We start from the raw sequence: 25,012 nt of genomic DNA, 5'->3' as shown, positions 1-25,012 counted from the left end.
CTCAGCCTTGGACACTCAATTAACGCTTTCGAGTATCTTCCGACACATGCGCGGCAGCCGATAATTGATGAGACCGTGTCCAAATGTCAGACCTGACACCGTCTCTGGTATCTTCCGACACATGCGCGGCAGCCGATAATTGATGAGACCGTGTCCAAATGTCAGACCTGACACCGTCTCTGCGGGTGACACCGTCTCTGCGGGCTTTCAGGTAAGTACCCGCCTCGTTGCAACGCTTCCGCTTTTCCGCAAAATACGGGCTTTTCCGCAAAGGCCTGCTTTCCCGCCCTTTCCTACTCATCGGTTCAGATGCGCCTGAAACGGACCGGTAGCGCTCTGCGAACCTGATTTTCTCAGCGGAATTTGCATAAATTCCCACCGAGCATTGAGATCCGGATCGTTTCCGCGATTTTCTAATTGCAAGTTCGCATTCCCCATTTGTCGGTGCCGACAATATTTACATTTATTCATCCACAGCAAAATAAGTCGCTGATGTGTTTGACTTTAAACGGCTGGCATGGCGATTGCGCCACGACGGTTACAACCTTACCTGAGGACACGATGAATACTAAAATATTTTGCAAGGCCATTCCACGTCTCGTTGGCCAGACTTTCCTGTGAGCGTTAGCTGCACCGAGCCATGCCGAGTTAGTCGCAGTGGCGTCCGTGAGTGAAGGCACAGTAGCTTCGCAAGTCACTGATCCGGGACGAATCATTGGAAACACTGCTTTTGCTGCGGCTAGTACAGCAGCCGATACGCACGCGTCTGCGAGTGCTGCGTATGGCGTGGTAAAAATCAGAAGCAACGGCTCCACTATCTACGGAGGCTCAAACAGTTACATGCAGGCATTGCTCGCTGATACATTAAAGCTGGAAGCATGAAGAGCAGCGCATTCCGCATACTGGCGCAGCAGATCGATAGCCCAGGCCTGCCAGGGGTCACTGACGTAACCCCTAGAGCTCGATTGCAGGATCGCCCGACGGCTGGCCCCGATCGATTTTCAATCCAGCCGTCCACAGGATGCGCTCGAGCCGGGCACTTACCAAAAGGTGCGTACTTGACTAATTACTACCAGACTATATCCTCAGGTACACACTCCAAAATTGAGAATATATGAAAAATTTTCATCGTCGCTCGATCTTAACCGGCATTGCGACCGCCTCTGCAATACCCCTAGCGTGGCCGGCATACGCGAAAGCGCCTGCTCTAACGGCAAACGAAGCGGTCGTTAGAGAACTCTATCGGGTTGCCGAAGCCAAAAGCCTTGATGCAGACAAGTTCGTTTCTTTATTCAGGGACGACGGGTATTTTCTGGACGTGTCCTCAGGACAGAGATGGGCAGGGAAACAGGTCCGTGAGCCGGTTATCGGACTGATCAAAGCTTATCCCGACATGCACCGAGAATTGCTGAAGCTCTACTTCACCGCTGATAATGTGGTGGTGGTCGAACTTAAGTTGCAAGGTACTCATAGGGGTGATCTTCCGCTTCCCGATGGCGTCCTGAGCGCCACGAACAAGAAGTTTGACGTGTCGTGCTGCGATGTATGGCACCTCAAGGATGGCAAGGTAAAGTCGTTCCATTGTTATACCAACCTTGTCGCCGTATTGAAGGCTGACCGACCTCTCGCTGGCGCCTAAATCCCGAAACACGCGTGTCCACTGATGGTGTCCACCGCTGATGGTGTCAGGTCTGACACCGTTTCTGTGACACCTTTTCGCCTGACGCCCCTTCTGACACCGCTTCTGCTCGCGCAGGTGCGGGACCGGCGATCTCGCCCGCGTGACGCCGAGCGTCGGGTGTCGGGGCGCAGACAGTGCCGGTCATGTTTTAGGTGCCGGTATCGCGGCGGTCGTGCGCCGGCGGCAATGACATTGCCACCGCCGACTACCGAAAGGCCAGTCAATGATGACCTGTAGGAAAAGTCCCGCCTGCCTGACCGGTGAGCGCTGGTACTGTTAGTTGGTGAATAAGAGGTAAAGTCGAGCCAAGTATCAGGAAAATGGCGCCGACATGAGAGCAGCATTGGTGGTAGGTGACAGCCGTAAGCTGTGCAGAGATCTGAAGACGCATATGACGTCGCTCGGCTACATGACTGTCGCCACTGAAAAGCATGACGCCGCGTTGAGCGCGGTGGGGACGACACGGTTCGATGTGGTGTTGATCTGCAGTCCGACGCGCCCAGTGGAGCGGCGGTCATTTGCTGGTGAGCTGAAGAGCCGCTGCCATACCGCCGCTGTCATCCTGATTACAGCAAACGATGCAATGTACGCAGCCGCAAAAGGCTGCCGATTCGCTGGCGTCACCGCTGTGATCAAAGGTCCAGTCTCGCTGGTCGCGCTCTGGCGTGTGATCGAGTTCGGCCTGGAGGGCTTGGGTTGTCACAGAGGATGGGTCGACGAGACCGACGATCGACGGCACTCCCGCGCCCAGGCGGAACGGCTTTAGAAGTCCGGCTGCCGTCTGTTGAGTCCACGGTGCCAGCAACATTCTGTCGACGTCTCGACGCTTCGGCGCCTGAGACTGCTTGCCATCTGCGCTACGAGGTGTTCGATTGACACCTCTGACGACACGGCAGGATAGGCTCCCCCGAAGTAACTGCATAGCCATCTCTGGTAAAACAATAGATCACCAAATTGAACGGCGTGCGCAAGCAGATTCGTGTCACTTGCCGTTCCTTCGTTGTCACTCCTGGCTTCAGGCAACTTCAGCTGTCAAGGCCCTGCTTCCATGCGCAGCGCATTGCAGCACCGGTTTACAACGCGCGCTGACGAGGCTCGCCCAGCCATCGACAGACTTCGATCGTTCAAGACGCGAAACGGCTTATGCATTTAGCATGACTGGTACGGTTTTGAACCGCCATTAATATGCGTTGTGCTGACGTCATACCGTTCCGCTCTTAAAATAAGTTGTCGATATAGAACGAGGCGTTTATGGACAGCTTCGAATTAACCAGGTCGGTCAACCCTTGGGATGAAGGTGATTACCGCATCCATAGTAGCGTCGTGGAAGCCCCCGAGGGCGGATTCTGGCCCGCATACTCGATCGAGCGAATCCGCGGCATCCCCGATGCACCGAAACAGGCCGTTGCTCTCCACGAGGTCCGCGCGCAAAGCTTTACCTCCAGGAACCTTGCAGAAATGATGGCCGTATCTCACGGCGTGCAAAGGGTTCGTACACTGTACCGACTGGACTGCTGAAGACTTCGGCGATCACCCTAGCACATCGCCAAAGCGTATGGCTCGTTGCATCCGCGAGTATCAGGTCTGACACCAGTCCTGACACCGGTGCTGGCGCTTGCACTTGTCGCTGCGCGGCAAAGCTGATCTGGTCCTGCCCATTGAACTGATGGCAGGCGCCTGTGCCCGCCCTACTTCGGCCAGGCCAAAGCGTCAGCTCATGCGTAATGGGTATCGACACGCGCTACAGCACGTGCGGTGGTGTCCGGTGGTGTCAGGTGTCCGGTGGTGTCAAGGTGTCCGGTGGTGTCTGTCCGGTGGTGTCACTGTCCGGTGGTGTCACTCCGGTGGTGTCAGGTCTGACATTCGGACACGACCTCAGCAATTAATCCTCTCGAACTCTCGAGACAAGCGTGCGAAGCCGGCAATTGACGAGACCGTGTCCAAATGTCAGACCTGACACCGGTTGTGACACGTCTCTATGAAAGCCTGCTCGATCGCGCCCCCGATGCCGGCAGCCTCGATTACTGGATGCGACAGCTGGCTGGCGACGGCACACTCGACGGCGTGACCCAGACCATCCTCGAATCGGCCGAACTGGCCGGCAAGGTGCCAATGGCGGACGGGGCCTATGTCGCCTGGCTGTACGACCAGGTGCTGGGCCGCGCCGCCGATGCCGGTGGCCTGACTTACTGGACGGCCAGTCTCGCGAATGGAGACCTCAGCCGCGCCGACCTCGCGCTCGCGCTCGTCGACTCCGGCGAAAAGCTGCAGATCGTGGCGTCGCACGAGCTGGAAATCGGCGCCAGCGACATCGGGGTGCTCATTCGCATGTACGACGCACTGTACGACCGCCGGCCGGACCTGGATGGCCTGAATTACTGGATCGATCGCTCGGAGGCAGGCGCCTCGCTGGCCGACATCGCCGACAGCTTCATCGCTGCGGATGAAGCGACGGGCGGGCTGGACGACGCTGCCTTCGTCGCCCATCTGTACCGGACGGCGCTCGAGCGCGACGCGACTACGCTCGAACTATCGGAGTGGAATGCGCTGCTTGCCAATGGCCATGTCGATCGCGGCGATGTGCTGCTGGCCTTGGTCGAGTCGGCCGAGATGGTGGCGCTGGTCGGCGTGATGAGCACGACGTTCGAAGTCGCCTGAGTGCCGATAGGCCACGCCCCCCGTGGTCCGGCGCTAAATTCATCCATTTCGCAACAATTGAGCAAGCGGAAGCGAGAAACATAGAACGATACCTGTTCAATATCTTGTGCACTCACGAGTTCCATAATACGCTAACGAGGTTAACTTCTGGCGGGCATCATGGGACTGTTCTCGGCATCAAAATCTTTCTTTTCCGCCATCGCGGGCGCGCTGTCGACGACCCATTCCTGGCAGTACACCGCAGACCGAGACCAGCGCACCTGCACCTGCTGCGGCCGGCAAGAAGAAATGGTCCTCGACCTGGTCAGCACGAACTGGGAAGTGCTCGTCCCGGCGACCTGACCGCGCACGCCGCCAAGCCCGTCACCACTGATCCGCAACCGTCCGCCACGCCTGACCTTGTCGCGGCGCGCACCCCAGGCACCTCCAGCTAAAAAAAGGCCGCTGCCGCACGAAGCAGGCAACGGCCAAGTCCTCGGCAGGGCCGAGATGGAGACACAAGAGAACCGACCACATCGCCGGTAATGACTTAAGTATGCGGCCATGCCGGATAGTCACAAGGCCTAAAAGAGGTAATCGCTACCGCGTCCTTGCGTCAGAGCAGTCGTACGCATTCCTGACAATACTCCGCGGCACTCATTCCCCCTTCTTTCTCAGCTTTTTTGATTCACATCAACCACGTCCCTGACACGCATTCGATCCGGGAATAAAGTGGACTTCAAGTAATCCAAGCGTATAGGCCAGATACCGTCCAGGGTCCATCCCCTCGGCGAGACACCGGCACGCCTATCCGCCCGAGTCCGCTTTTACCGAAAAGAAAGGAACGAGCATGTACAAGACCATCGTGGTTCATGTCGACGGCAGTCCCGAGCAAGAGGCGCGCCTGCGCGCCGGCGCCCTGCTGGCCAATGCATTCGACGCCCACCTCGTCGGCAGCGCCGCCACCGGCATCTCCTGGTTCGACTATTCGCTGCTGGTCGGCTCGATGGGCGCGCCGATGATGCCCGAATCCGATTTCAGCGGGGTGCGCGACGCGGTCGAGGCGCGGCTCGAAGAATTCAGCACCGCCGTCCAGCGTCACGGCGTCAACAGTTTCGAAACGCGCATGCTTGAAGACGACGCCCGCTACGCCCTGCTGCTCGAATCGCGCTATGCCGACCTCGTGATCGTCAGCCGCGACGGCGAACCGATCGCCGTGCCGGGCATTCCGGCCCAGGCGCGCGGCTTGCCCGAATACGTCGCGCTGCACGGCGCGCGTCCCGTGCTGGTGGTGCCGCCCGGCTGGAAACAACGGGCCCTGCCGGGCACCGCCGTCGTCGGCTGGGACGGCAGCATGCAGGCGATTCGCGCGATCTCCGCCGCCCTGCCCCTGCTGCGGCAGGCGGATGCAGTCAAGCTCACGCTCATCAATCCCGGCGCCATGGCCGAGATGCATGGAGAAGAACCGGGCGCCGACATGGCGCTGCACCTGGCGCGCCACGGGGTCAAGGTCGACGTCGTCATCGAGACCACGCGCAGCAGCACCGGCGAGGCGCTGCTGAAGGTCGCGCGCGAGCACGATGCCGGCTTGCTGGTCACGGGCGCCTTCGGCCACAGCCGCTACCGCGAGTTCGTCCTCGGCGGCGTCACCCGCTCCCTGCTGGCGGGCAGCACGACGCCGCTCCTGATCGCGCACTGAGCGCAACTGCATGCCGCGAGCTTATGCCATGGCGCCCGATACTCGCCCGAATGCCCGCCCCGATGCCGCCGGCAGTACGCGCCGGCTCGAAGGCAGCGCCTGGCTCGGCGGCACCCACCGCCATGCGCGGGTCGCCGGCGGGCAAGTCCATGCCGACCTCGTGCTGTGGGCCTGGCTTGGGCGCCTCACCGGTAATCTGTCGCCGGCCGCGCTCGCCATGGCCTGGTTCGACTGGGCCAGTCACCTCATGATGTCGCCCGACAAGCAGCACGAACTGGCCACCGACGCCACCCTCGGCTGGCAGCGCTGGCTGCAATACCTGGTCACGCCGGCCGCCGATGGCGCCGACCTGGTGCGGCCGCTGGCCCAGGATAAACGTTTCGTCGATCCGGCCTGGAATACCTCGCCCTGGCACCAGCTCAGCCAGGGCTTCCTGCTGAGCCAGCAGTGGTGGCACCGCGCCACCTCCACCGTGCGCGGCGTCGCACCGCACCATGCCGACGTCGTCACCTTCGTCGCGCGCCAGATGCTCGACTGCGTGGCGCCGTCGAACTTCGTCACTACCAACCCCGTCGTGCAGCGCGCCGTGCTGGCCAGCGGCGGGATGAACCTGGCCAATGGCGCCGCGCGTGCCTGGCGCGATGTGCAAGGCCTGCTCGCAGGCAAGCCGCGCGTGGTCAGCTTCCGGCCTGGGCGCGAGGTGGCCGTCACACCGGGCAAGGTAGTAATGCAGAACCGGCTCATCGAACTGCTGCGCTACGACCCGGTCGGCTCCGCGGTGCACGAAGTGCCGCTGCTGATCGTGCCGGCCTGGATCATGAAGTTCTATATCCTCGACCTGTCGCCGCACAATTCCCTGGTGCGCTATCTGGTCGAGCGCGGCCATACCGTGTACATGGTGTCGTGGAAGAATCCGCAAGCCGAAGACCGCGACCTCACCATGGACGACTACCGCCAGCTGGGCATCACTGCCGCGCTCGACGCCATCGTGGCCCAGACTGGCGCCAGCAAAATCAATGCCGCCGGCTATTGCCTGGGCGGCACCCTGCTCGCGATCGCCGCCGCCGCGATGGCGCGCGACCACGACCGGCGCCTGGCCAGCATTTCGCTGCTGGCGGCCCAGGTCGACTTTACCGAGCCTGGCGAGCTGTCGCTGTTCATCGACGACAGCCAGGTCAGCTTCCTCGAAGCCGCCATGTGGCAGCAGGGCTATCTCGACACGCGCCAGATGGCCGGCGCCTTCCAGCTGCTGCGCTCCAACGACCTGATCTGGTCGCGGCGTCTGCGCCACTACCTGCTCGACCTGCCCGAGCAGGAGAGCGACCTGATGTCCTGGAATTCCGACGCCACCCGCATGCCATATCGCATGCATGCCGAATACCTGCACCGCCTGTTCCTGCGCAACAGCCTGGCCAGCTCACGCTACCTGGCCGGCGGGCATCCCGTCTCGCTGAGCGATATCGATGTGCCGATCTGCGCGGTCGGCACGCTCACCGACCACGTCGCGCCTTGGCGCTCGGTGTACAAGATCATCCCGCTCACCGACACCGAGATCACCTTCATCCTCACCAGCGGCGGCCACAATGCCGGCGTGGTGGCACCGCCTGGCAGTCCCAACCGCAGTTACCAGGTTGCCGTGCACCGCCATGACGACCCCTACATCGATCCCGACCGCTGGTTGGCGCGCGTGCCCCAACTCGAAGGCAGTTGGTGGCCCGCCTGGGATCAATGGCTCTTACGCCATGCCGGCAAGCATGTCGCGCCGCCGGCGCCGATCCCGGACACGGCGCCCGCACCGGGCGACTACGTCCTTCAGCAATAGGTAAGCCCTCTCCTTCTGCTCCATCGCGTCGGCCTGCGCCTCCGGCCGGCGCGCAGGCCATTCGTGCCGCCATCTCTACCGAAGTCTCATCCTGTCGGCTGATATTTACATCCCTCAAGAAACTTCAAGTTTCAAGGGAACGCGGCCTTCCCGGCAGCTGACTTAGAATCAATTCGACAACTCCGCAAGCCCTTCCACACCTGCCGGCGCCGCAGTATTGACGCCGAGAACAGACGTGGGCAACGCACTCTAGAGAAGGAAGCCACAAGCATGGACCAATTCAGCGACGTCAAGCTCACCCGGCGCGACCTGTTGATCGCCGGCGCCCTGTCGGTATCGACCGCGGCCGTCCCGGGCGCGCATGCCCAGCAGGCCGCACCCACGGCTGACGCGAGCACCACTCCCGAGCCGGTCACCACCGGCGTTACTTTCACCGTCAACGGCAAGCAGGTCACCTTGCAGCTGGACACCCGCACCAGCCTGCTCGACGCGCTGCGTGAGCACCTGCACTTGACCGGCTCCAAGAAAGGTTGCGACCAGGGCCAGTGCGGTGCCTGCACCGTCATCATGGACGGCCGCCGCATCAATTCCTGCCTGTCGCTGGCGGTCATGCACGAAGGCGCCAACATCACCACCATCGAAGGCCTCGGCACGCCGGAGAAGCTCCATCCGATGCAGGCCGCCTTCATCAAGCACGACGGCTACCAGTGCGGCTACTGTACCCCCGGTCAGATCTGTGCCAGCGTATCCGTGATCGAGGAAATCCGCCAAGGGATTCCGAGCCACGTGACCGCCGACCTGAACGTCAAACCCCTGCTGTCCGTGGAAGAGATCCGCGAACGCATGAGCGGCAATATCTGCCGCTGTGGCGCCTACTCGAACATCATCGACGCGATCACCGAAGTGGGAGGGGTCAAGGCATGAAGGCATTTACCTATCAGCGCGCCACTTCGCCGGCCCAGGCCGCCCAGCTCGTCGCCCGCACCCCGAATGCCCGCTTCATCGCCGGCGGCACCAATCTGCTCGACCTCATGAAACTCGAGATCGAGACCCCGACCACCCTGGTCGATGTCAACGGCCTGGGCTTCGACAAGATCGAGCCGACATCGGACGGCGGCCTGCGCGTGGGCGCCCTGGTGCGCAATACCGACCTGGCGGCCGACGCACGCGTACGCAAGGATTACGCCGTGCTGTCGCGCGCCCTGCTGGCGGGAGCTTCGACCCAGTTGCGCAACAAGGCGACCACCTCGGGCAACCTGCTGCAGCGCACCCGTTGCCCCTACTTCTACGACACGGCGCAGAAGTGCAACAAGCGCCAGCCGGGCAGCGGCTGTGCCGCCATTGGCGGCTTCACCCGCCACCACGCGGTGGTCGGCGCCAGCGAAGCCTGCATCGCCGTGCACCCGAGCGATATGGCGATCGCCATGCGCCTGCTCGACGCCGAGGTGGAGACCGTGAAGGCCGACGGCAGCATGCGCAGCATCCCGATCGCCGACTTCCACCGCCTGCCGGGCAATACCCCGCACATCGAAACCGTGCTCGAGCCGGGCGAATTGATCACTTCCGTCAAGCTGCCGAAGCCGCTGGGCGGCGTGCACGCCTACCGCAAGGTGCGCGACCGCGCATCCTACGCTTTCGCCCTGGTGTCGGTGGCTACCGTGATCCTGCCCGACGGCAGCGGCCGCGTGGCGGTCGGCGGCGTGGCCCACAAGCCATGGCGCGTCGAAGAGGCCGAACGGCAGATGGCGCAAGGCGCCAAGGCGGTGTCGGATCGCCTGATGGCCGGCGCCCGCACCACCGAGGACAACGCCTTCAAGGTGGCCCTGGTTCACCGCACCCTCGCCGAAGCGATCAACGCAGCGAAGAAAGGCTGACCCCATGAAATTCACCACTGCAGCCACTACCAATCCCATCGACCGCCAGCGCTACGTCGGCCAGCCGCTCGACCGCATCGATGGTCCGCTCAAGTGCACCGGCATGGCGCCCTACGCCTACGAGCACCACAAGGAAGTGCCGAACGCCGCCCACGGCTTCGTGGTCGGTTCCAGCATCGCCAAGGGCCGCATTGCCTCGGTCGAGATCGAGGCCGCGCGCCGCGCGCCCGGCGTGCTGGCCGTGGTCACGGCCGCCAATGCCGGCAAGCTGGGTAAAGGCGACATGAACGTCGCCCACCTGCTGGCCGGCCCCAAGATCGAGCACTACCACCAGGCCGTGGCCCTGGTGGTCGCCGAGACCTTCGAACAGGCGCGCGCCGCGTCCCACCTGGTGCGCGTGAAATACGTCGAAGAGAAAGGCAAGTTCGACCTGGCCGCCGAGAAGGACAAGGCGGTAAAGCCCACCTGGGAATCCGACCCGCCCGACTCCAAGGCCGGCAATTTCCAGCGCGGTTTCGATACCGCCCCGGTGAAACTCGACGCCACCTATACCACCCCGGACCAGTCGCACGCGATGATGGAGCCGCACGCTACCACCGCGGTCTGGGAAGGCGACAAGCTGACGGTATGGACCTCGAACCAGATGATCGCCTGGTGCGTCAACGACCTGTCCAAGACGCTGAACATCCCGAAGGACAAGGTGCGCGTGATCTCGCCCTATGTGGGCGGCGGCTTCGGCTCCAAGCTGTTCCTGCGCGCTGACGCCCTGCTGGCGTCCCTCGGCGCGCGCGCGGCCAAGCGCCCGGTCAAGGTGGCGCTGCACCGTCATCTGATCTTCAATAACACTACCCACCGCCCGGCGACCATCCAGCGCATCCGCATCGGCGCCGGCCGCGACGGCCGCATCACGGCCATCGGCCACGAGACCTGGAATGGCAACCTGCCCAAGGGCAGCTCGGAAGTCGCCACCCAGCAGACCCGCCTGCTGTACGCCGGCGCCGACCGCATGACCGCGACCCGCGTCGCCATGCTCGACCTGCCCGAAGGGAATGCGATGCGCGCGCCGGGCGAGGCGCCGGGCATGATGGCGCTTGAGGTGGCGATCGACGAGATGGCCGAAAAGCTGAACATCGACCCGGTGCAGTTCCGCATCCTGAACGACACCAAGGTCGATCCCGAAAAGCCGATCCGCAAATTCTCGGAGCGCCGCTTCATCGAGTGCATGCGCATGGGCGCCGAGAAGTTCGGCTGGAACAAGCGCAATCCCAAGCCGGGCCAGACCCGAGATGGCCGCTGGCTGATCGGCTACGGCGTGGCCTCGGCCTTCCGCAACAGCCCGGTGATGAAGTCGGCGGCGCGGGTGCGGCTCACCGGCGAGGGCAAGGTGATCGTCGAAACCGACATGACCGACATCGGCACCGGCAGCTACACCATCATCGGCCAGACCGCGGCCGAGATGCTGGGTGTGCCGCTGGAGCGGGTCGAGGTGCGCCTGGGCGACTCCAGCTTCCCGGCCTCCGCCGGCTCGGGTGGCCAGTGGGGCGCGAACAGCTCGACCTCGGGCGTGTACGCCGCCTGCGCCAAGCTGCGCGAACAGGTCGCCGCCAAGCTTGGCGTCAAGGAGAGCGAGGCTGAATTCGTGGACGGCACGGTCCGGGCGGGCGGGCGCAACCTGCCGCTGGCGCAAGCCGCCTCCGGCGGCGAGCTGGTGGCCGAGGACACGATCGAATTTACCGGTGGGCTGGACAAGAAGAACCAGCTGTCGACCTTCGGCGCCCACTTCGTCGAAGTCGCGGTCGACGCGGTCACCGGCGAAGTCCGGGTGCGGCGCATGCTGGCCGTGTGCGCGGCCGGCCGCATCCTCAATCCGAAGCAGGCGCGCAGCCAGGTGATCGGCGCGATGACGATGGGCGTGGGCGCGGCGCTGATGGAACACCTGGTGGTCGACAAGCGCCTCGGCTTCTTCGCCAACCACGATCTCGCCACCTACGAGGTGCCGGTGCACGCCGACATCCCGCACCAGGAAGTCGTCTTCCTGAAGGAAGAAGACGAGCTGTCCTCGCCGATGAAGGCCAAGGGCGTCGGTGAACTCGGTATCTGCGGTGTCGGCGCCGCGGTCGCGAATGCGATCTACAACGCCACCGGCGCGCGGGTGCGCGAATACCCGATCACGCTCGACAAGCTGATCGAGAAGATGCCGCTGTCGGCCTGATGCCGCATGCGGGACGGCGCCGCGGCGCCGTCCCGCTTCATTTCTTGATGCGAGCGCCGCGACCGCGGCGACTTGAGAGGTCACGCCCATGAAATTCAACACCCCCGCCACCACCAATCCGATCGACAGGCTGCGCCACGTCGGCCGCCCCTACGACCGCGTCGACGGCCCGCTCAAGTGCACCGGGCGCGCCACCTATGCCTATGAACACCACCGCGAAGTGCCGGGCGCAGCCCACGGCATCGTGGTCGGTTCCACCATCGCCAAGGGCATGGTCGCCGCCATCGACGTCGAGGCGGCGCAGCGGGCGCCGGGTGTGCTGGCGGTGGTCACCGCCGCGACCGCCGGCAAGCTGGGCAAGGGCGAGAAGAACACCGCGCGCCTGCTCGGCGGCCCGAAGATCGAACACTATCACCAGGCGCTGGCCCTGGTCGTGGCCGAGACCTTCGAGCAGGCCCGCGCCGCCGCCAGCCTGGTGCGCGTGCGCTACCGCGAAGAGAAAGGCAGTTTCGACCTGGCGAAGGTCAAGGACAGCGGCATCGCGCCCAAGCCCGAGCGCGACTATCCGCCCGACACCCGCGCCGGCGACTTCGAACGCCATTTCGAGCTGGCCCCGGTCAAGCTCGACGCGGTCTACACCACGCCCGACCAGTCGCACGCGATGATGGAGCCGCATGCCACCACCGCGCGCTGGGATGGCGGCAAGCTGACGATCTGGACCTCGAGCCAGATGATCGACTGGTGGCGCAGCGACCTGGCCAAGACCCTGCACATGCGCAAGCAGGACGTGCGCGTGGTCTCGCCGTATATCGGCGGCGGCTTCGGCGGCAAGCTGTTCCTGCGCGCCGATGCGCTGCTGGCGGCGCTCGGCGCGCGCGCCGCGGGACGCCCGGTCAAGGTGGCCCTGCAGCGCCACCTGGTCTACAACAACACCACCCACCGCCCCAAGACCATCCAGCGCCTGCGCATCGGCGCGGGCCGCGACGGCCGCATCGCCGCGATCGGCCACGAAACCTGGAACGGCAACCTGCCGGGCGGCCGGCCCGAGGTCGCGACCCAGCAGACCCGCCTGCTGTACGCCGGCCAGCACCGCATGACCACCACCCGCGTGGCCGTGCTCGATCTCCCCGAGAGCAACTCGATGCGCGCGCCGGGCGAAGCGCCGGGCCTGATGGCGCTCGAGATCGCGATGGACGAGCTGGCCGAGAAGCTGGGCATGGACCCAGTCCAGTTCCGCATCCTGAACGACACCCGGGTCGATCCCGAGAAGCCGATCCGGCCTTTCTCGGAACGGCGCTTCATCGAGTGCCTGCGCACCGGCGCCGAACGCCATGGCTGGAGCAAACGCAACCCGAAGCCGGCGCAGGTACGCGAAGGGCGCTGGCTGATCGGGCATGGCGTGGCGGCGGCTTTCAGGAACAGCCCCGTGATCACCTCGGCCGCACGCGTCAGGCTGCGCGGCGACGGCACCGTGGTCGTCGAGACCGACATGACCGATATCGGCACCGGCAGCTACACCATCATCGCCCAGACCGCGGCCGAGATGCTGGGCGTGCCGCTGGCGCACGTCGAGGTGAAGCTGGGCGACTCCGACTTTCCCGTCTCGGCCGGCTCGGGCGGCCAGTTCGGCGCCAACAGCGCCACTGCCGGCGTGTACGCGGCCTGCGTCAAGCTGCGCGAGCAGGCGGTCGCCAGGCTGGGACTGGCCGGCGAGGCGGAGTTCGTGGACGGCGCCGTGCGCGTGGCGGGCCGCAGCCTGCCGCTGGCGCAGGCGGCGCGGGACGGCGAACTGGTGGCCGAGGACGTGATCGAGTTCGGCGACCTGGCCAAGAAGAACCAGCTGTCGACCTTCGGCGCCCACTTCGTCGAAGTGGCGGTCGATGCCGTCACCGGCGAAACCCGGGTGCGGCGCATGCTGGCCGTGTGCGCGGCCGGCCGGATTCTCAATCCGAAGGCCGCGCGCAGCCAGGTGATCGGATCGATGACGATGGGCGTCGGCGGCGCGCTGATGGAGCACCTGGTGGTCGACCAGCGCATGGGCTTCTTCGCCAACCACGACATGGCCACCTACGAGGTGCCGGTGCATGCGGACATCCCGCACCAGGAAGTGATCTTCCTGGACGAAGAAGATGAATACTCGTCGCCGATGAAGGCCAAGGGCGTCGGTGAACTTGGCCTGTGCGGAGTCGCGGCGGCGGTCGCCAACGCGATCTACAACGCCACCGGCGTGCGCGTGCGCGAGTATCCGGTTACGCTCGACAAGCTGCTGGACAAGCTGCCGCCGGTTTGATTCTTCAGGCGGCGACGTCCACCGCGTCGCCGTCGGCGACCACGCGATTGCGTCCGCCGCGCTTGGCCGCGTACAAGGCCTTGTCGGCCGCCTCGATCAGCGCTTCCGGCGCGTTCAGACGTGCGCGGTCGAAGGCGGCGACGCCGATGCTGAGCGTGACCTGCGGATGGTGGGCGGCTGGCGCCTGCTGCAGGCCCAGGCCGGCGACGTGGGCACGGATGCGGTCGGCCAGCACGCGCGCCTGTTCCAACGTGGTGTCCGGCAGCACGGCCGCGAACTCTTCTCCGCCATAGCGCGCCGCCAGGTCGGCCGGCCGCTTGAGCATGCCGGCCAGCTCCTGGGCCACCATGGTCAGGCAGCTGTCGCCCTGCTGGTGGCCGAAGTGGTCGTTATAGGCCTTGAACGAATCGATATCGACCAGCAGCAGCGCCAGCGCGCCATCCGCGCGCTGCGCGCGGCGCAGTTCGCGCTCCAGCGCCACGTCGAAGTGGCGCCGGTTGGCAATGCCGGTCAGGCCGTCGATATAGGAACGTGCGCGCAGCGATTCGGCGTGTTCCAGCAGGCGCCGCTCGCGCACCGCGACGCTGCTCACGTCGCGGATCTCGACCAGGCAGAAGCGCCGGCCGTCCTCGTCGAAGGGCGTGACCGAGACCGCCTGGTCGATCAGGGCGCCGTCGAAACTGCCCGGCTCGCGCAGCGGGAATGGGGCGCGGCTGTGCGAGGGCGGCACGTGCTCGGTGGCGACGCCTTCGAGCAGCGCGGCGAAGATGGCCGCCTCGACGCGCGAGCCGCGCAGGTCGGGGAACACTTCGATCAGCGCATGGCCCTGCATGCGCGCCGCGCCGCGGCCGGAACGCGGCACCAGCCAGCCGTTCCAGAGAACGATGCATCCTTCGTGGTCGAGCACGATCACACCGCAATCGACGAGATTGAGTACCCGCGTCGGCAGGCTGCTGATGGATTCTGGCTTGGAGTTGGTCACGGATCGGCAAATGTTGAATTTAGGAAACAATTCAAATCATACCGGAAATTCCTGGACCAACGAAAGAAACGGGATTGCCGGCAGCCCCGCCGGCCAGCGTCAAGGCGGGCTTTGCAGCATATGCCAGGCCATCGCCACGCACACGATCGCCACGAAGAACAACAGGCCGAACACGAAGATGCGCATCGAATTGGCCAGGCCCGACACGGCGCGGTTGGCGCTGTCATTGAGCTTGCCGCGCCGGCGCGCCCCGTTCAGCAGCATCGAAATGAAGATGAACAGGGTCGCGCAGATCAGTACCAGTTTCATTTATGTCCGCACTGCCACCAGGATCAGGGCCACCACCGCCAGCAAGGCCGACAGGCCGGCGGTCACGCTGAGCCAGGTGATCTTCTGGCGCTGCACGTCCATCTTGGCGATCAGCTGGGCATTCTGGTCGGCCAGGTTGGCGATCAGTTCGGAGGCCGCGCGCATCTGGTTGCGCAAGTCGTTCAGCTCCGCGTCGTTCTGCTCGGAGCGCGCGACCAGGAGGCCGATGATGTCGTCCTCTTGCGCGGCCATCTCGGGGCTCAAGCCGGTCGCCGGGTCCACCGCCCCCGGTTTGCGATTGACCGTGTCCCACAGGCGGCGCGCGCCGGTCGCCACTTGGGGCGCGGCGCTGATCACATCGCTCCACGGAACGGTCTTCAATACGGTCCACCAGCCTGCTGCCATACCTGCTCCTTGTCAATCATATTAGCCCGGAGCATACCATTGCCGGACGATGCGGCCAAACGCCGCACGCCTCGCGCGCTGCCTCGGGCAGGCTTGCGCTAGTATCGGGCCATGTGTGGACGATTTGACCAGAGCCAGACGGCTCGCAACTACGCCAGCGCGATCGGCTGGCTCGACGCGGTGTACGACAGCGAAGCCGCGCCGGCCTATAACGTGCCGCCCGGCACCTACCGGCCGCTGCTGCACATCCAGGATGGCGAGCGGCGGGTAGACGACGTGTACTGGAGCTACCAGGCGCGCTGGGCCAAGGGCAAGGTGCCGGTGACGATCAATGCGCGCATGGACAAGCTCACCAACCGCTACTGGCGCGGCCTGCTCAAGTCGGGACGGGCTTTGGTGCCGGCCCAGGGCTGGTACGAATGGACTGGAGAAAAAGGACATAAGCAACCCTGGCACATCCACCGCCGCGACGGTGCGCCGCTGTTCATGCTGGCCCTGGCCAATTTCGGCGGCTTTACCGAGAGCCGCGCCGAAGCCGGCTTCGTGCTCGTGACCGACGATGCCACGGGCGGCATGCTCGACATCCACGACCGGCGGCCGGTCGTGCTGGATGCGGTCGATGCCGAGACCTGGCTCGATCCGGCGCTCTCGAGCGAGGAAGCGCTGGCATTCGCGCGTCGCGCCGCCCTGCCCTCGGACGCGTTCGAGTGGCACGCGGTCAGCACGCTCGTCAACCGGGCCGGGCTCGGCGGGCCCGAAGTCGTGCAGCCGATCGATACCGAAACCGAATAGAACAATGGCCCGGACGCTCTCACGCCCGGGCCATTTACATCGCGGTCATGCCGCCATCACAAGCCCATTAACGCTGGTATGCGCCCAGGTCGATGCTGCTGCCACGTGCCTTGCCGTCGATGTCATTCTTCGGCGCGTAGGTGGCGATGCCGCGGCCAACCGCCGGCGAGCTGGTCGATAGCTTGAAGTCTGGCGTTGCCGCCGTGCGCGAGTAGCCGGCGAACAGCGGTTCCGAGCTGATCGTTCCCGTATGGGTCAAGCCGTTACGCAGCTGGAAGTTATAGGTCGGGTTCTTGGTGACCAGATTGTTTTTGTAGGTATTGCCTTTACCGGTCTTGCCCTGCTCGGAGATACCGTACTTGTTGTCGTACACGATGTTGTTGTGCACGTGGACGTTGTTGGCGCCTGCACTCGTGAAGTAAAAGTCGCCGCCACCGACGATGATGCCGAACACCGACGAACTCACCGTGTTGTTGACGATCTGGAGATCGGTCGCATCGTGCCACAGGTGGATCGCTGCCGAACCGACACGGTAGACGATGTTGTTCTTGATCGTTCCCGAGGTGCTGTGATAAATGCCCTGGACATAGGTGCAGCCAGCCGGGCCGATATCGTGCACGACGTTGCCGATCACATCGCCCTTGACGCCCTTGTAGTAGCTGTCGACGCCGATCGCCGAGCCACCGGCGCTGTTGCACGGGATGGTGGTCGCCATGTGATGCACGCGGTTGCCCTCGATGACGTTGTACGAACCGCCAGTGTAGATGCCGAGCACCCATTTGGTGCCGGTGCCGATCTTGCTGCCGTCGACATCGAAGCCAATGATGCTGACGTAGTTGCCGCGGTTGTCCCAGGCGGTCTTGTTGGTCGACTTGGCAGGCGGCACGATCTTGGCGCCCCACTTGGTGGTCGACACCCAGTAGATGCGGTTGCTTGCGGTTCCGCTGGCGGTGGTCCTGATGCCGCCGGCATAGGTGCCAGGCGCCACGAACACGGTGGTGCCGGCCTTGGTCGCGACCTGGGCGGCGCGTGCCAGGGTCTTGAACGGCGCCGCCTTGGTGCCGGCGGCGCTGTCCGAACCGGTCGGCGAGACGTAGTAGTTATACGGCGTGGCTGGGATCGTGCTCGGGCCGGCCACAGGGCCTGGATTGCGCTTGGCGTATTCGGCGCTGCGCTTGATCTCCGCTTCGACGGTCGCCAGGCTCACACCACGGCTCACCGCCTGGGTCCAGTACTTCAGGCCGCCCGCATCCGGCTCACGGCCGAGCAGGGTCAGGTACAGCTGACGCACTTGTTCCTGGGCCGAGGCGGCGGCGGTGGCGGCCGGCGCCGCGCTTTGCGGAACGGCGGCGGCCTGGGCCGATGCGGTAGCAGCCAGCAGCAGGGTTGCTGCGGCGGCGGCACGGGTCATAGTGGTGCGGAGGTTCGAGGCAATCATGGTGCTGCTTTTCATCTAAGGTTTCCTTCTAGTCCGGAAAAAAGACCGGGCAATGGAGGGGCCGCGCACAGGGCGCGACTGTCCACGCGAGGCGTGGGCTTCTCCTGATGTGTCGGAGCGGACGGGGCGCATGCGCCCGTCCACGAGATCCGCCAGCTGGCGCTGGCGCGGGTGACGCCGGATGAAGCTGGCCGGGGCTGGCTTCGGTCCGGGTCGGTGCTGCCGGGGGTGCTGCCTGGGGTGCTGCTTGGTACTGCCTGGTGCTGCTTAGTGTTGATAAGCGCCCAGGTCGATGGCCGTGCCGCGCGCCTTGCCGTCGATGTCGGCCGCCGGTGCATAGGTGGCCAGGCCGCGGCCGATTGCCGGCGAGCTGGTCGACAGCTTGTAGTTCGGCAGTGCCGCGGTGCGCGAGTAGCCGGCGAACAGCGGTTCCGAGCTGATGGTGCCCGTATGGGTCAGGCCATTGCGCAGCTGGAAGTTATAGGTCGTGTTCTTGGTGACCAGGTTGTTTTTATAGGTATTGCCCTTGCCGGTCGTGCCCTGCTCCGAGATGCCGTACTTGTTGTCGTACACGATGTTGTTGTGCACGTGGACGTTGTTGGCGCCGGCTTTCGTGAAGTAGAAGTCGCCACCGCCCACGATGATGCCGAACACCGACGAGCTCACCGTGTTGTTGACGATCTGGACGTCGGTCGCGTCATGCCACAGGTGGATCGCTGCCGAGCCGACTCGGTAGACGACGTTGTTCTTGATGGTGCCCGAGGTGCTGTGATAGATGCCCTGGACGTAGGTGCAGCCGGCCGGGCCGATGTCGTTGACGACGTTGCCGATCACATCGCTCTTGACGCCCTTGTAGTAGCTGTCGACGCCGATCGCCGAGCCGCCCGCGCTATTGCACGGGATGGTGGTCGCCATGTGATGCACGTGGTTGCCTTCGATCACATTGTACGAACCGCCGGTGTAGATGCCGAGCACCCATTTGGTACCGGTGCCGATCTTGCTGCCGTCGACGTCGAAACCGATGATGCTGACGTAGTTGCCACGGTTGTCCCAGGCCGTCTTGTTGGTCGAGTTGGCAGGCGGTACGATTTTCGCGCCCCACTTCGTGGTCGACACCCAGTAGATGCGGCTGCTGGCGGTGCCGCTGGCGGTGGTCCTGATGCCGCCAGCATAAGTACCAGGCGCCACGAACACGGTCGTGCCGGCCTTGGTCGCGGCCTTGGCGGCGCGCGCCAGGGTCTTGAACGGTGCGGCCTTGGTGCCGGCAGCGGTGTCCGAGCCGGTTGGCGAGACGTAGAAATTGTTTGGGGTGGTCGGGATGGCGGCAGCGTTGGCCGAGAAGGCAACGGCCAGCAAGGCGACGGCGGCAGCGGCGCGGGTAGCGTTGGTACGGATCGAAGCGAAGGTAGCGAAAGTTTGCATGAATGTGTCTTACCCTAATTAATCAATGTAACCCTTTGAGCGCAGGAAACTTCCTAAGTTCAACTTTTTTTAGGAAATCTTTTTTAGCGGTATTAGATTTCTAAGAGCAATTTCTCTATGGAAATCAAACGCGTGCTATAAGCGGCCTAAGTGAGCCGCGCCAAGGGACGGTCTTGCTGAGTTGTTTGGAAGCGGACCCGCGCTCGGTGGGCGGTGTTCGCAAGATGCGCATGCAGGGGCATGCGCAGGGAGTCGAGCTGCTCGAATCCTCGTGCTTAGTGCTGGTAAGCGCCGAGGTCAATGGCGCTGCCGCGGGCCTTGCCGTCGATGTCGGCAGCCGGCGCATAGGTGGCCAGACCGCGACCGATTGCCGGCGAGCTGGGCGACAACTTGTAGTCCGGCAGCGCCGCAGTGCGCGAGTAGCCGGCGAACAGCGGCTCCGAGCTGATGGTCCCGCTATCCTTCAGGCCATTGCGCAGCTGGAAGTTATGAGTCGTGTTCTTGGTGACCAAGTTGTTCTTATAGGTATTGCCCTTGCCGGTCGTGCCCTGCTCCGAGATACCGTACTTGTTGTCGTACACGATGTTGTTGTGCACGTGGACATTGTTGGCGCCGGCTTTCGTGAAGTAGAAGTCGCCACCGCCCACGATGATGCCGAACACCGACGAGCTCACCGTGTTGTTGACGATCTGGACGTCGGTCGCGTCATGCCACAGGTGGATCGCTGCCGAGCCGACGCGGTAGACGACGTTGTTCTTGATGGTGCCCGAGGTGCTGTGATAGATGCCTTGCACATAGGTGCAGCCGGCCGGGCCGATGTCGTTGACGACGTTGCCGATCACGTCGCCCTTGACGCCCTTGTAATAGCTGTCGACACCGATCGCCGAACCGCCCGCGCTATTGCACGGAATGGTGGTCGCCATATGGTGCACGTGGTTACCTTCGATCACATTGTACGAACCGCCGGTATAGATGCCGTGGACCCATTTGGTGCCGCTGCCCAGCTTGCTGCCGTCGATGTCGAAGCCGATGATGCTGACGTAGTTGCCGCGGTTGTCCCAGGCGCTGTTATTGGTCGAGCTTGCAGGCGGCACGATCTTCGCACCCCACTTCGTCGTCGACACCCAGTAGATGCGGCTGCTTGCGGTGCCATTGGCCGTGGTCTTGAAACCACCGGCATAGGTGCCCGGCGCCACGAACACGGTCGTGCCAGCCCTGGTCGCGGCCTTGGCGGCGCGCGCCAGGGTCTGGAACGGCGCGGCCTTGGTGCCGGCAGCGGTGTCGGAACCGGTCGGCGAGACGTAGAAATTGTTTGGGGTGGTGGGGATGGCGGCAGCGTTGGCCGACATGGCGGCGACCAGCAAAGCGACGGCGGTAGCGGCGCGGGTAACGTTGGTACGGATCGAAGCGAAGGTAGCGAAGGTCTGCATAAATGTGTCTTACCCTAATTAAACAATGTAACTCTTTGAGCGCAGGAAACTTCCTAAGTTCAACTTTTTTTAGGAAATATTTTTCTGCAGGAACTAATTTTGTTAGGGTAATGCGTTTATAGAAACGGAATACTCAGCAGTTTCCTACCGAACACAGCAGACGCTGGAGCGGGCTATCGGATGAGGAAGCTTCCTACGCTGCTGGTAGCTGCATGGCCTGCTGGCCGTCGACGCTGGCTGCTGCCGGCGTGGCCTGGGGCGAGGCGTCGGATGAGGACGCGGCGTCCTGATAGCCGTTGAGATTGAAATCGTTCGATGTCGGGGCGCTGCCGTCGGCGGTCTGGGTGGCCGGCGCGGCAGTAGCGACGCCGTTATCTATCGGCGCCGGCGCCGGGTCCGGCATGGCCGTTTCCTGCGCGACGGTCTCCGGCGCGGCGGGGCCGGCGTCGACGGTGCCCGTGGCCATGGCGTTCGTTGCCTCCGGGGTCGCGCTAGCCACCGTGTCAGCCAGCAACTGCTGGTTGGCGGACTCGTCGGCCATACCGCCGCAGGCGGTGAGCAGGACGGCGACGCTGCAGCACAGCGCGGCCTTGATGCGGAATGACGAAGCGAAGGTCACAGGTTTTTTCATCGGAGAGTTCCTTACCTCAATTAAAGAATGTACTCCTTTGAGTGACGTCTATTTCCTTAGTTCATTTATTCCAAGAAATTTTTCCATGTAATATCAAATCCCCACGAGATCGGTCCCCTTAGAAATTAGACGCGACCATGATCTAGATCGAACCCAACACGAAACCAAAAGTCGCGCTCAGCAGTCTTATCCCACTGCTACTTAACGCGAGGAGATTTCAATGGGCGAATACATGCAAATCCGGGGCATGCTGCAAGATGGCGAAGAATATGCCGGTCTGATCTTGGGCAAGGATGAACCCGACTACCACCTGGTCCTGCTGCCAGGCGACTCCTCCGACGTCAGCTGGCCCACCGCCGTGACCTGGGCCAACGGTCATGGGGGCGCGCTGCCGACGCGGCGTGAACTGGCGCTGCTGTTCGCGAACCTGCGCGAATCGTTCGAGCGCAACTGGTACTGGTCGAGCGAGCCGCACGCAACCCGCGCGCAGCTGGTCTGGGGCCAGAATTTCGCAAGTGGCATCCAGACCATCTATGGCCGACCCTACCGCGGCCATGCGCGCGCGATACGGCGCATCAGCACAGCGGCCTGAGGCGCCAGCGCGGGCCGGCCGGGATCAGGGCTTCGGCACGCTGGAGCGGCCGATGTCCTGCTCCATATTGGCCAGGTACCAGGCGGTCGCGGTCATCAGCGCCACATGGCGGCGCAGGATGTCCGGATCGACCTTGTCCAGCGTGTCGGCAGGCGTGTGGTGGTAGTCGAAATAACTCGAGGTGTCGACGACCGGCGCGAAGCTCGGCACGCCTGCGCGTTCCAAACCGGCCAGATCGCCGGTGGCCAGCACGTCCTGGCGCTGGAACACGTTGGCGCCGATCGGCTGCAGTGCCGCTTGCAGCGGCGCGAACAGCTTGACCGACTGCGGCATCACGCTGGCGCGCAGGCCGAAGGGACGGCCGACGCCGTTGTCGCTTTCGATCGCGCCGAAGTGCTTGCCCGCGTTCGCCTGTTCGGCGGCCAGGTAGGCGGCCGCACCGCGCTGGCCGTTCTCTTCGTTCATCCAGGCGACGAAGCGGATGGTGCGGCGTGGGCGGTAGTCGAGCTTCTTGAGCACCTCGAACACGGCCATCGCGCTGGCGACGGCTGCGGCATCGTCGTGCGCGCCCGGCGACAGGTCCCAGGAATCGAGGTGGCCAGAGACGATCACGATTTCGTCCGGTTTCTCGGTGCCAGGCAAATCGGCGATCACGTTGAAGCTGTCGGCGTCCGGCAGGTTCTGCGGGGTCAGCACCAGCTTCATGCTCAGCGGGCCGCGCTTGGCCAGGCGCGCCATCAGCATCGAATCCTCCGCCGTCACGGCGGCGGCCGGGATGCGTGCATTCTCGAGCAGGCCCGACGAACCGGTATGCGGCAGGCGATAGGCGGCGCCGCCGACCGAACGCACCAGTGCGCCGACAGCGCCGAGCTCGGCCGCCATGCGCGGGCCGTTGCGGCGGTAGGCCGAACCTTGTCCATAGGCGTGGCCGGCCAGGCCGCGGTCGGCCATGTGCTGGTCGAACGCCACATCGAACAGGACGATCTTGCCCTTCACTTCTGCCGCGCGGGTCTTGAGTTCTTCGAAACTCTTGAGCACCAGCACCGGCGCCACCAGGCCCTCGGCCGGGGTCGCGCCCGAGCCGCCCAGTGCAGTCAGCACGAGACGCTGGGTCACGCCCTGCGGACGGCCCGTGTACTCGACCAGCTCGCCGGTTTCGATGCCACGCACCCAGTGCGGCACTTTTACGGGTTGCAAGGTCACCTTGGCGCCGAGCTTGCGCATCGCTTCCGCCACCTGGGTCACCGCCGCCGCCGCGCCGGGCGAACCGGACAGGCGCGGACCGATCAGGTCGGTCATGTCTTCGGTGCGCTGCCAGGCGTAGTCGCTGCTCATGGCCGTGTCGCGGATCTTGGCGAGGGCGGCGGGATCGTTGCCGGGGCCGGCGGCCAGGGCCGGGACGCTCAACAGCGCGGCGGCGATGACGCCCATGACGGGAAGGTGGTGAAGACGGAAGCTGCGTTTCATGCGGGAAACCCTTGCTAGTTCGAAAGGATTCAAACGATAGCGCATTCGGCAACTTTTCGCTGCTACTTTCTTGCCGTACGTACAGACAGAAAACGGCGTACGGGCGCCCTGCTCAGGCCGGCACCAGCCGTACCAGGGTGATCTCCGACGGCGCGCCGAAGCGCTTCGGCGGTCCCCAGTAGCCAGTGCCGCGGCTGGTATACACCCACATATCACGCACGCGATTGAGCCCGGCGACGAACGGCTGCTGCAGCGGCACGAACAGATTCCACGGGAAGAACTGGCCACCGTGCGTATGGCCGGACAACTGCAGGTCGAAGCCGGCCTTGGCCGCCTCCGGCGCGCTGCGTCGCTGGTGCGCCAGCAGCACCTTCACCCCGACATCGCGCGGCGCGCCACGGACGGCGCGCTGCGGGTCGCTCTTGTGCTCCGGGTGGAAATGGTGGGCCGTATAGTCGGCCACGCCGGCGATCACGAGAGAGGCGGCGCCACGCCGGCGCACCACGTGTTCGTTCATGAGCACCGTCAGGCCCAGGCGCCGCACCTCGGCGATCCACTCCAGGGCGCCGGAATAGTATTCGTGGTTGCCGGTGACGAAGAACACGCCGTCGCTCGCCTTTAGTCGCGCCAGCGGCTCAGTATGCATGGCAAGCCGCTGCACACTGCCATCGACCAGGTCGCCCGTGACGGCGATGGCGTCGGCGCCCAGCTTGTTGACCTTGTTGACGATGGCGTTCAGGTAGGCGCGCTTGATCGTGGGGCCGACGTGGATGTCCGAGATCTGGGCGATGGCGTAGCCGTGCAGTTCGGCCGGCAAATCCCGGATCGGCACGTCGACTTTCACCACCCGCGCAACCCTCCGCGCGTTGACGTAGCCGATCACGGTCACGGCCAGCGCCACCAGCGGCACGGCCAGCGCGCTGGCATAGGCGATCGCCGGCGTCAGCGCGCCGAAGGGCAACAGCACCAGCAGGATCGCATCGCGCAGCAAGGTGGTGACCAGCAGCGACGAGAACAGGCCCATCGACAGCAGGCCCAGCCAGGCGAGCAGGTCCGACCAGCGCCGACGGCGCAGCGAGGACGACATCAGCCCGACCGGCACCAGCGCGCCGAGCAGGCCCAGCAGGAGGACACCGGCGGCAGTGCCGGCCAGGCCAAGCCCGAGGTCGGGCAGCAGGCGCATGCCGATATAGACCAGCAGCAATACCAGCAGGGAGAGGACGACGACGAAACTACGGCTCGGGCGCATGGCAGTGATCGGATGACGGTGGTCCTGCCTAGATGGGGCGCCCGCTGCTGCTTGCAAGACAGAATGTTACCAACCGGGAT

General features: G+C 64.3%; 22 protein-coding genes. 13 read left to right on the top strand and 9 right to left on the bottom strand.

Annotation, left to right across the window (positions count from 1 at the left end):
* The first annotated feature begins 1,114 nt into the window (after nucleotides 1–1,114).
* The 11 genes from SOM28_RS18355 to paoC (SOM28_RS18305) all read left to right on the top strand — a co-directional run bounded on the left by SOM28_RS18355 (nucleotide 1,115) and on the right by paoC (SOM28_RS18305) (nucleotide 14,215).
* Entirely contained in the window at nucleotides 1,115–1,639 is a 525-nt protein-coding gene (locus SOM28_RS18355; RefSeq protein WP_320468985.1) for a nuclear transport factor 2 family protein, read from the top strand.
* A 373-nt stretch (nucleotides 1,640–2,012) separates the two neighbouring features.
* Nucleotides 2,013–2,447 carry a DNA-binding transcriptional response regulator gene (locus tag SOM28_RS18350; RefSeq protein ID WP_123070782.1) on the top strand — a complete coding sequence of 145 codons (435 nt, stop codon included), beginning with the start codon at nucleotides 2,013–2,015 and terminating at the stop codon, nucleotides 2,445–2,447.
* A gap of 485 nt (nucleotides 2,448–2,932) precedes the next feature.
* Complete coding sequence (locus SOM28_RS18345) at nucleotides 2,933–3,199, top strand: hypothetical protein (RefSeq protein ID WP_123070783.1); 267 nt, start codon at nucleotides 2,933–2,935, stop codon at nucleotides 3,197–3,199.
* A 447-nt stretch (nucleotides 3,200–3,646) separates the two neighbouring features.
* Nucleotides 3,647–4,339, top strand: a complete 693-nt coding sequence (locus SOM28_RS18340; RefSeq protein WP_320468984.1) for a DUF4214 domain-containing protein — start codon at nucleotides 3,647–3,649, stop codon at nucleotides 4,337–4,339.
* A gap of 159 nt (nucleotides 4,340–4,498) precedes the next feature.
* Nucleotides 4,499–4,681 (top strand): hypothetical protein, encoded by a 183-nt coding sequence (locus tag SOM28_RS18335; RefSeq protein WP_123070785.1) that lies wholly within the window; start codon nucleotides 4,499–4,501, stop codon nucleotides 4,679–4,681.
* A 487-nt stretch (nucleotides 4,682–5,168) separates the two neighbouring features.
* Nucleotides 5,169–6,017, top strand: coding sequence for a universal stress protein (locus SOM28_RS18330; protein ID WP_123070786.1), 849 nt, complete (start codon nucleotides 5,169–5,171; stop codon nucleotides 6,015–6,017).
* Between the two features lie 28 nt (nucleotides 6,018–6,045).
* A complete protein-coding gene (locus SOM28_RS18325; protein ID WP_320468983.1) occupies nucleotides 6,046–7,839 on the top strand; it encodes a PHA/PHB synthase family protein in 1,794 nt (597 codons plus the stop codon).
* A gap of 270 nt (nucleotides 7,840–8,109) precedes the next feature.
* Nucleotides 8,110–8,763 carry an aldehyde dehydrogenase iron-sulfur subunit PaoA gene (paoA, locus tag SOM28_RS18320; protein WP_123070788.1) on the top strand — a complete coding sequence of 218 codons (654 nt, stop codon included), beginning with the start codon at nucleotides 8,110–8,112 and terminating at the stop codon, nucleotides 8,761–8,763.
* The gene (locus SOM28_RS18315) at nucleotides 8,760–9,713 is read left to right on the top strand and encodes an FAD binding domain-containing protein (RefSeq protein ID WP_123070789.1); all 954 of its coding nucleotides are present in this window, start codon (nucleotides 8,760–8,762) and stop codon (nucleotides 9,711–9,713) included. Before paoA ends, SOM28_RS18315 begins: the two co-directional genes overlap by 4 nt.
* Before the next feature lie 4 nt (nucleotides 9,714–9,717).
* Nucleotides 9,718–11,925, top strand: a complete 2,208-nt coding sequence (paoC, locus tag SOM28_RS18310) for an aldehyde oxidoreductase molybdenum-binding subunit PaoC (RefSeq protein ID WP_320468982.1) — start codon at nucleotides 9,718–9,720, stop codon at nucleotides 11,923–11,925.
* Between the two features lie 88 nt (nucleotides 11,926–12,013).
* Nucleotides 12,014–14,215, top strand: coding sequence for an aldehyde oxidoreductase molybdenum-binding subunit PaoC (gene paoC, locus SOM28_RS18305; protein WP_320468981.1), 2,202 nt, complete (start codon nucleotides 12,014–12,016; stop codon nucleotides 14,213–14,215).
* 4 nt (nucleotides 14,216–14,219) lie between these two features.
* Here paoC (SOM28_RS18305) and SOM28_RS18300 read toward each other — a convergent pair whose 3' ends face one another.
* From SOM28_RS18300 to SOM28_RS18290, 3 genes are all read right to left on the bottom strand, one after another.
* On the bottom strand, nucleotides 14,220–15,197 hold the full coding sequence (locus SOM28_RS18300; RefSeq protein WP_320468980.1) for a sensor domain-containing diguanylate cyclase: 978 nt from the start codon (nucleotides 15,195–15,197) through the stop codon (nucleotides 14,220–14,222).
* A 99-nt stretch (nucleotides 15,198–15,296) separates the two neighbouring features.
* Nucleotides 15,297–15,506, bottom strand: coding sequence for a hypothetical protein (locus tag SOM28_RS18295; protein ID WP_123070961.1), 210 nt, complete (start codon nucleotides 15,504–15,506; stop codon nucleotides 15,297–15,299).
* Entirely contained in the window at nucleotides 15,507–15,911 is a 405-nt protein-coding gene (locus SOM28_RS18290) for a hypothetical protein (RefSeq protein ID WP_123070962.1), read from the bottom strand.
* Between the two features lie 111 nt (nucleotides 15,912–16,022).
* On the opposite strand from SOM28_RS18290, the gene SOM28_RS18285 reads away from it, so the two are divergent.
* Nucleotides 16,023–16,703, top strand: coding sequence for an SOS response-associated peptidase (locus tag SOM28_RS18285; RefSeq protein WP_123070963.1), 681 nt, complete (start codon nucleotides 16,023–16,025; stop codon nucleotides 16,701–16,703).
* 67 nt (nucleotides 16,704–16,770) lie between these two features.
* Here the strand turns inward: SOM28_RS18285 and SOM28_RS18280 are convergent, their stop codons facing one another.
* From SOM28_RS18280 to SOM28_RS18265, 4 genes are all read right to left on the bottom strand, one after another.
* Nucleotides 16,771–18,156, bottom strand: a complete 1,386-nt coding sequence (locus SOM28_RS18280; protein WP_221176199.1) for a right-handed parallel beta-helix repeat-containing protein — start codon at nucleotides 18,154–18,156, stop codon at nucleotides 16,771–16,773.
* 252 nt (nucleotides 18,157–18,408) lie between these two features.
* Nucleotides 18,409–19,563 carry a right-handed parallel beta-helix repeat-containing protein gene (locus tag SOM28_RS18275; RefSeq protein WP_320468979.1) on the bottom strand — a complete coding sequence of 385 codons (1,155 nt, stop codon included), beginning with the start codon at nucleotides 19,561–19,563 and terminating at the stop codon, nucleotides 18,409–18,411.
* A gap of 275 nt (nucleotides 19,564–19,838) precedes the next feature.
* Nucleotides 19,839–20,993, bottom strand: coding sequence for a right-handed parallel beta-helix repeat-containing protein (locus SOM28_RS18270; RefSeq protein WP_320468978.1), 1,155 nt, complete (start codon nucleotides 20,991–20,993; stop codon nucleotides 19,839–19,841).
* Nucleotides 20,994–21,186: 193 nt separating this feature from the next.
* Complete coding sequence (locus SOM28_RS18265; protein WP_123071220.1) at nucleotides 21,187–21,624, bottom strand: hypothetical protein; 438 nt, start codon at nucleotides 21,622–21,624, stop codon at nucleotides 21,187–21,189.
* A 220-nt stretch (nucleotides 21,625–21,844) separates the two neighbouring features.
* Between SOM28_RS18265 and SOM28_RS18260 the strand changes: the two genes are divergently transcribed.
* A complete protein-coding gene (locus SOM28_RS18260; protein ID WP_320468977.1) occupies nucleotides 21,845–22,216 on the top strand; it encodes an Lcl C-terminal domain-containing protein in 372 nt (123 codons plus the stop codon).
* Between the two features lie 24 nt (nucleotides 22,217–22,240).
* On the opposite strand, the gene SOM28_RS18255 is transcribed toward SOM28_RS18260, so the two are convergent.
* Both SOM28_RS18255 and SOM28_RS18250 read right to left on the bottom strand, forming a co-directional pair.
* On the bottom strand, nucleotides 22,241–23,683 hold the full coding sequence (locus tag SOM28_RS18255) for a M20/M25/M40 family metallo-hydrolase (protein WP_123071222.1): 1,443 nt from the start codon (nucleotides 23,681–23,683) through the stop codon (nucleotides 22,241–22,243).
* 112 nt (nucleotides 23,684–23,795) lie between these two features.
* Complete coding sequence (locus tag SOM28_RS18250; protein WP_320468976.1) at nucleotides 23,796–24,932, bottom strand: metallophosphoesterase; 1,137 nt, start codon at nucleotides 24,930–24,932, stop codon at nucleotides 23,796–23,798.
* Nucleotides 24,933–25,012 lie beyond the last annotated feature (80 nt).

The sequence above is a fragment of the Massilia sp. CFBP9026 genome, assembly GCF_034045165.1.
In the GTDB taxonomy this organism is placed as follows: domain Bacteria; phylum Pseudomonadota; class Gammaproteobacteria; order Burkholderiales; family Burkholderiaceae_D; genus Telluria; species Telluria arenae.
This window is presented reverse-complemented; position numbering and strand designations above follow the sequence as displayed.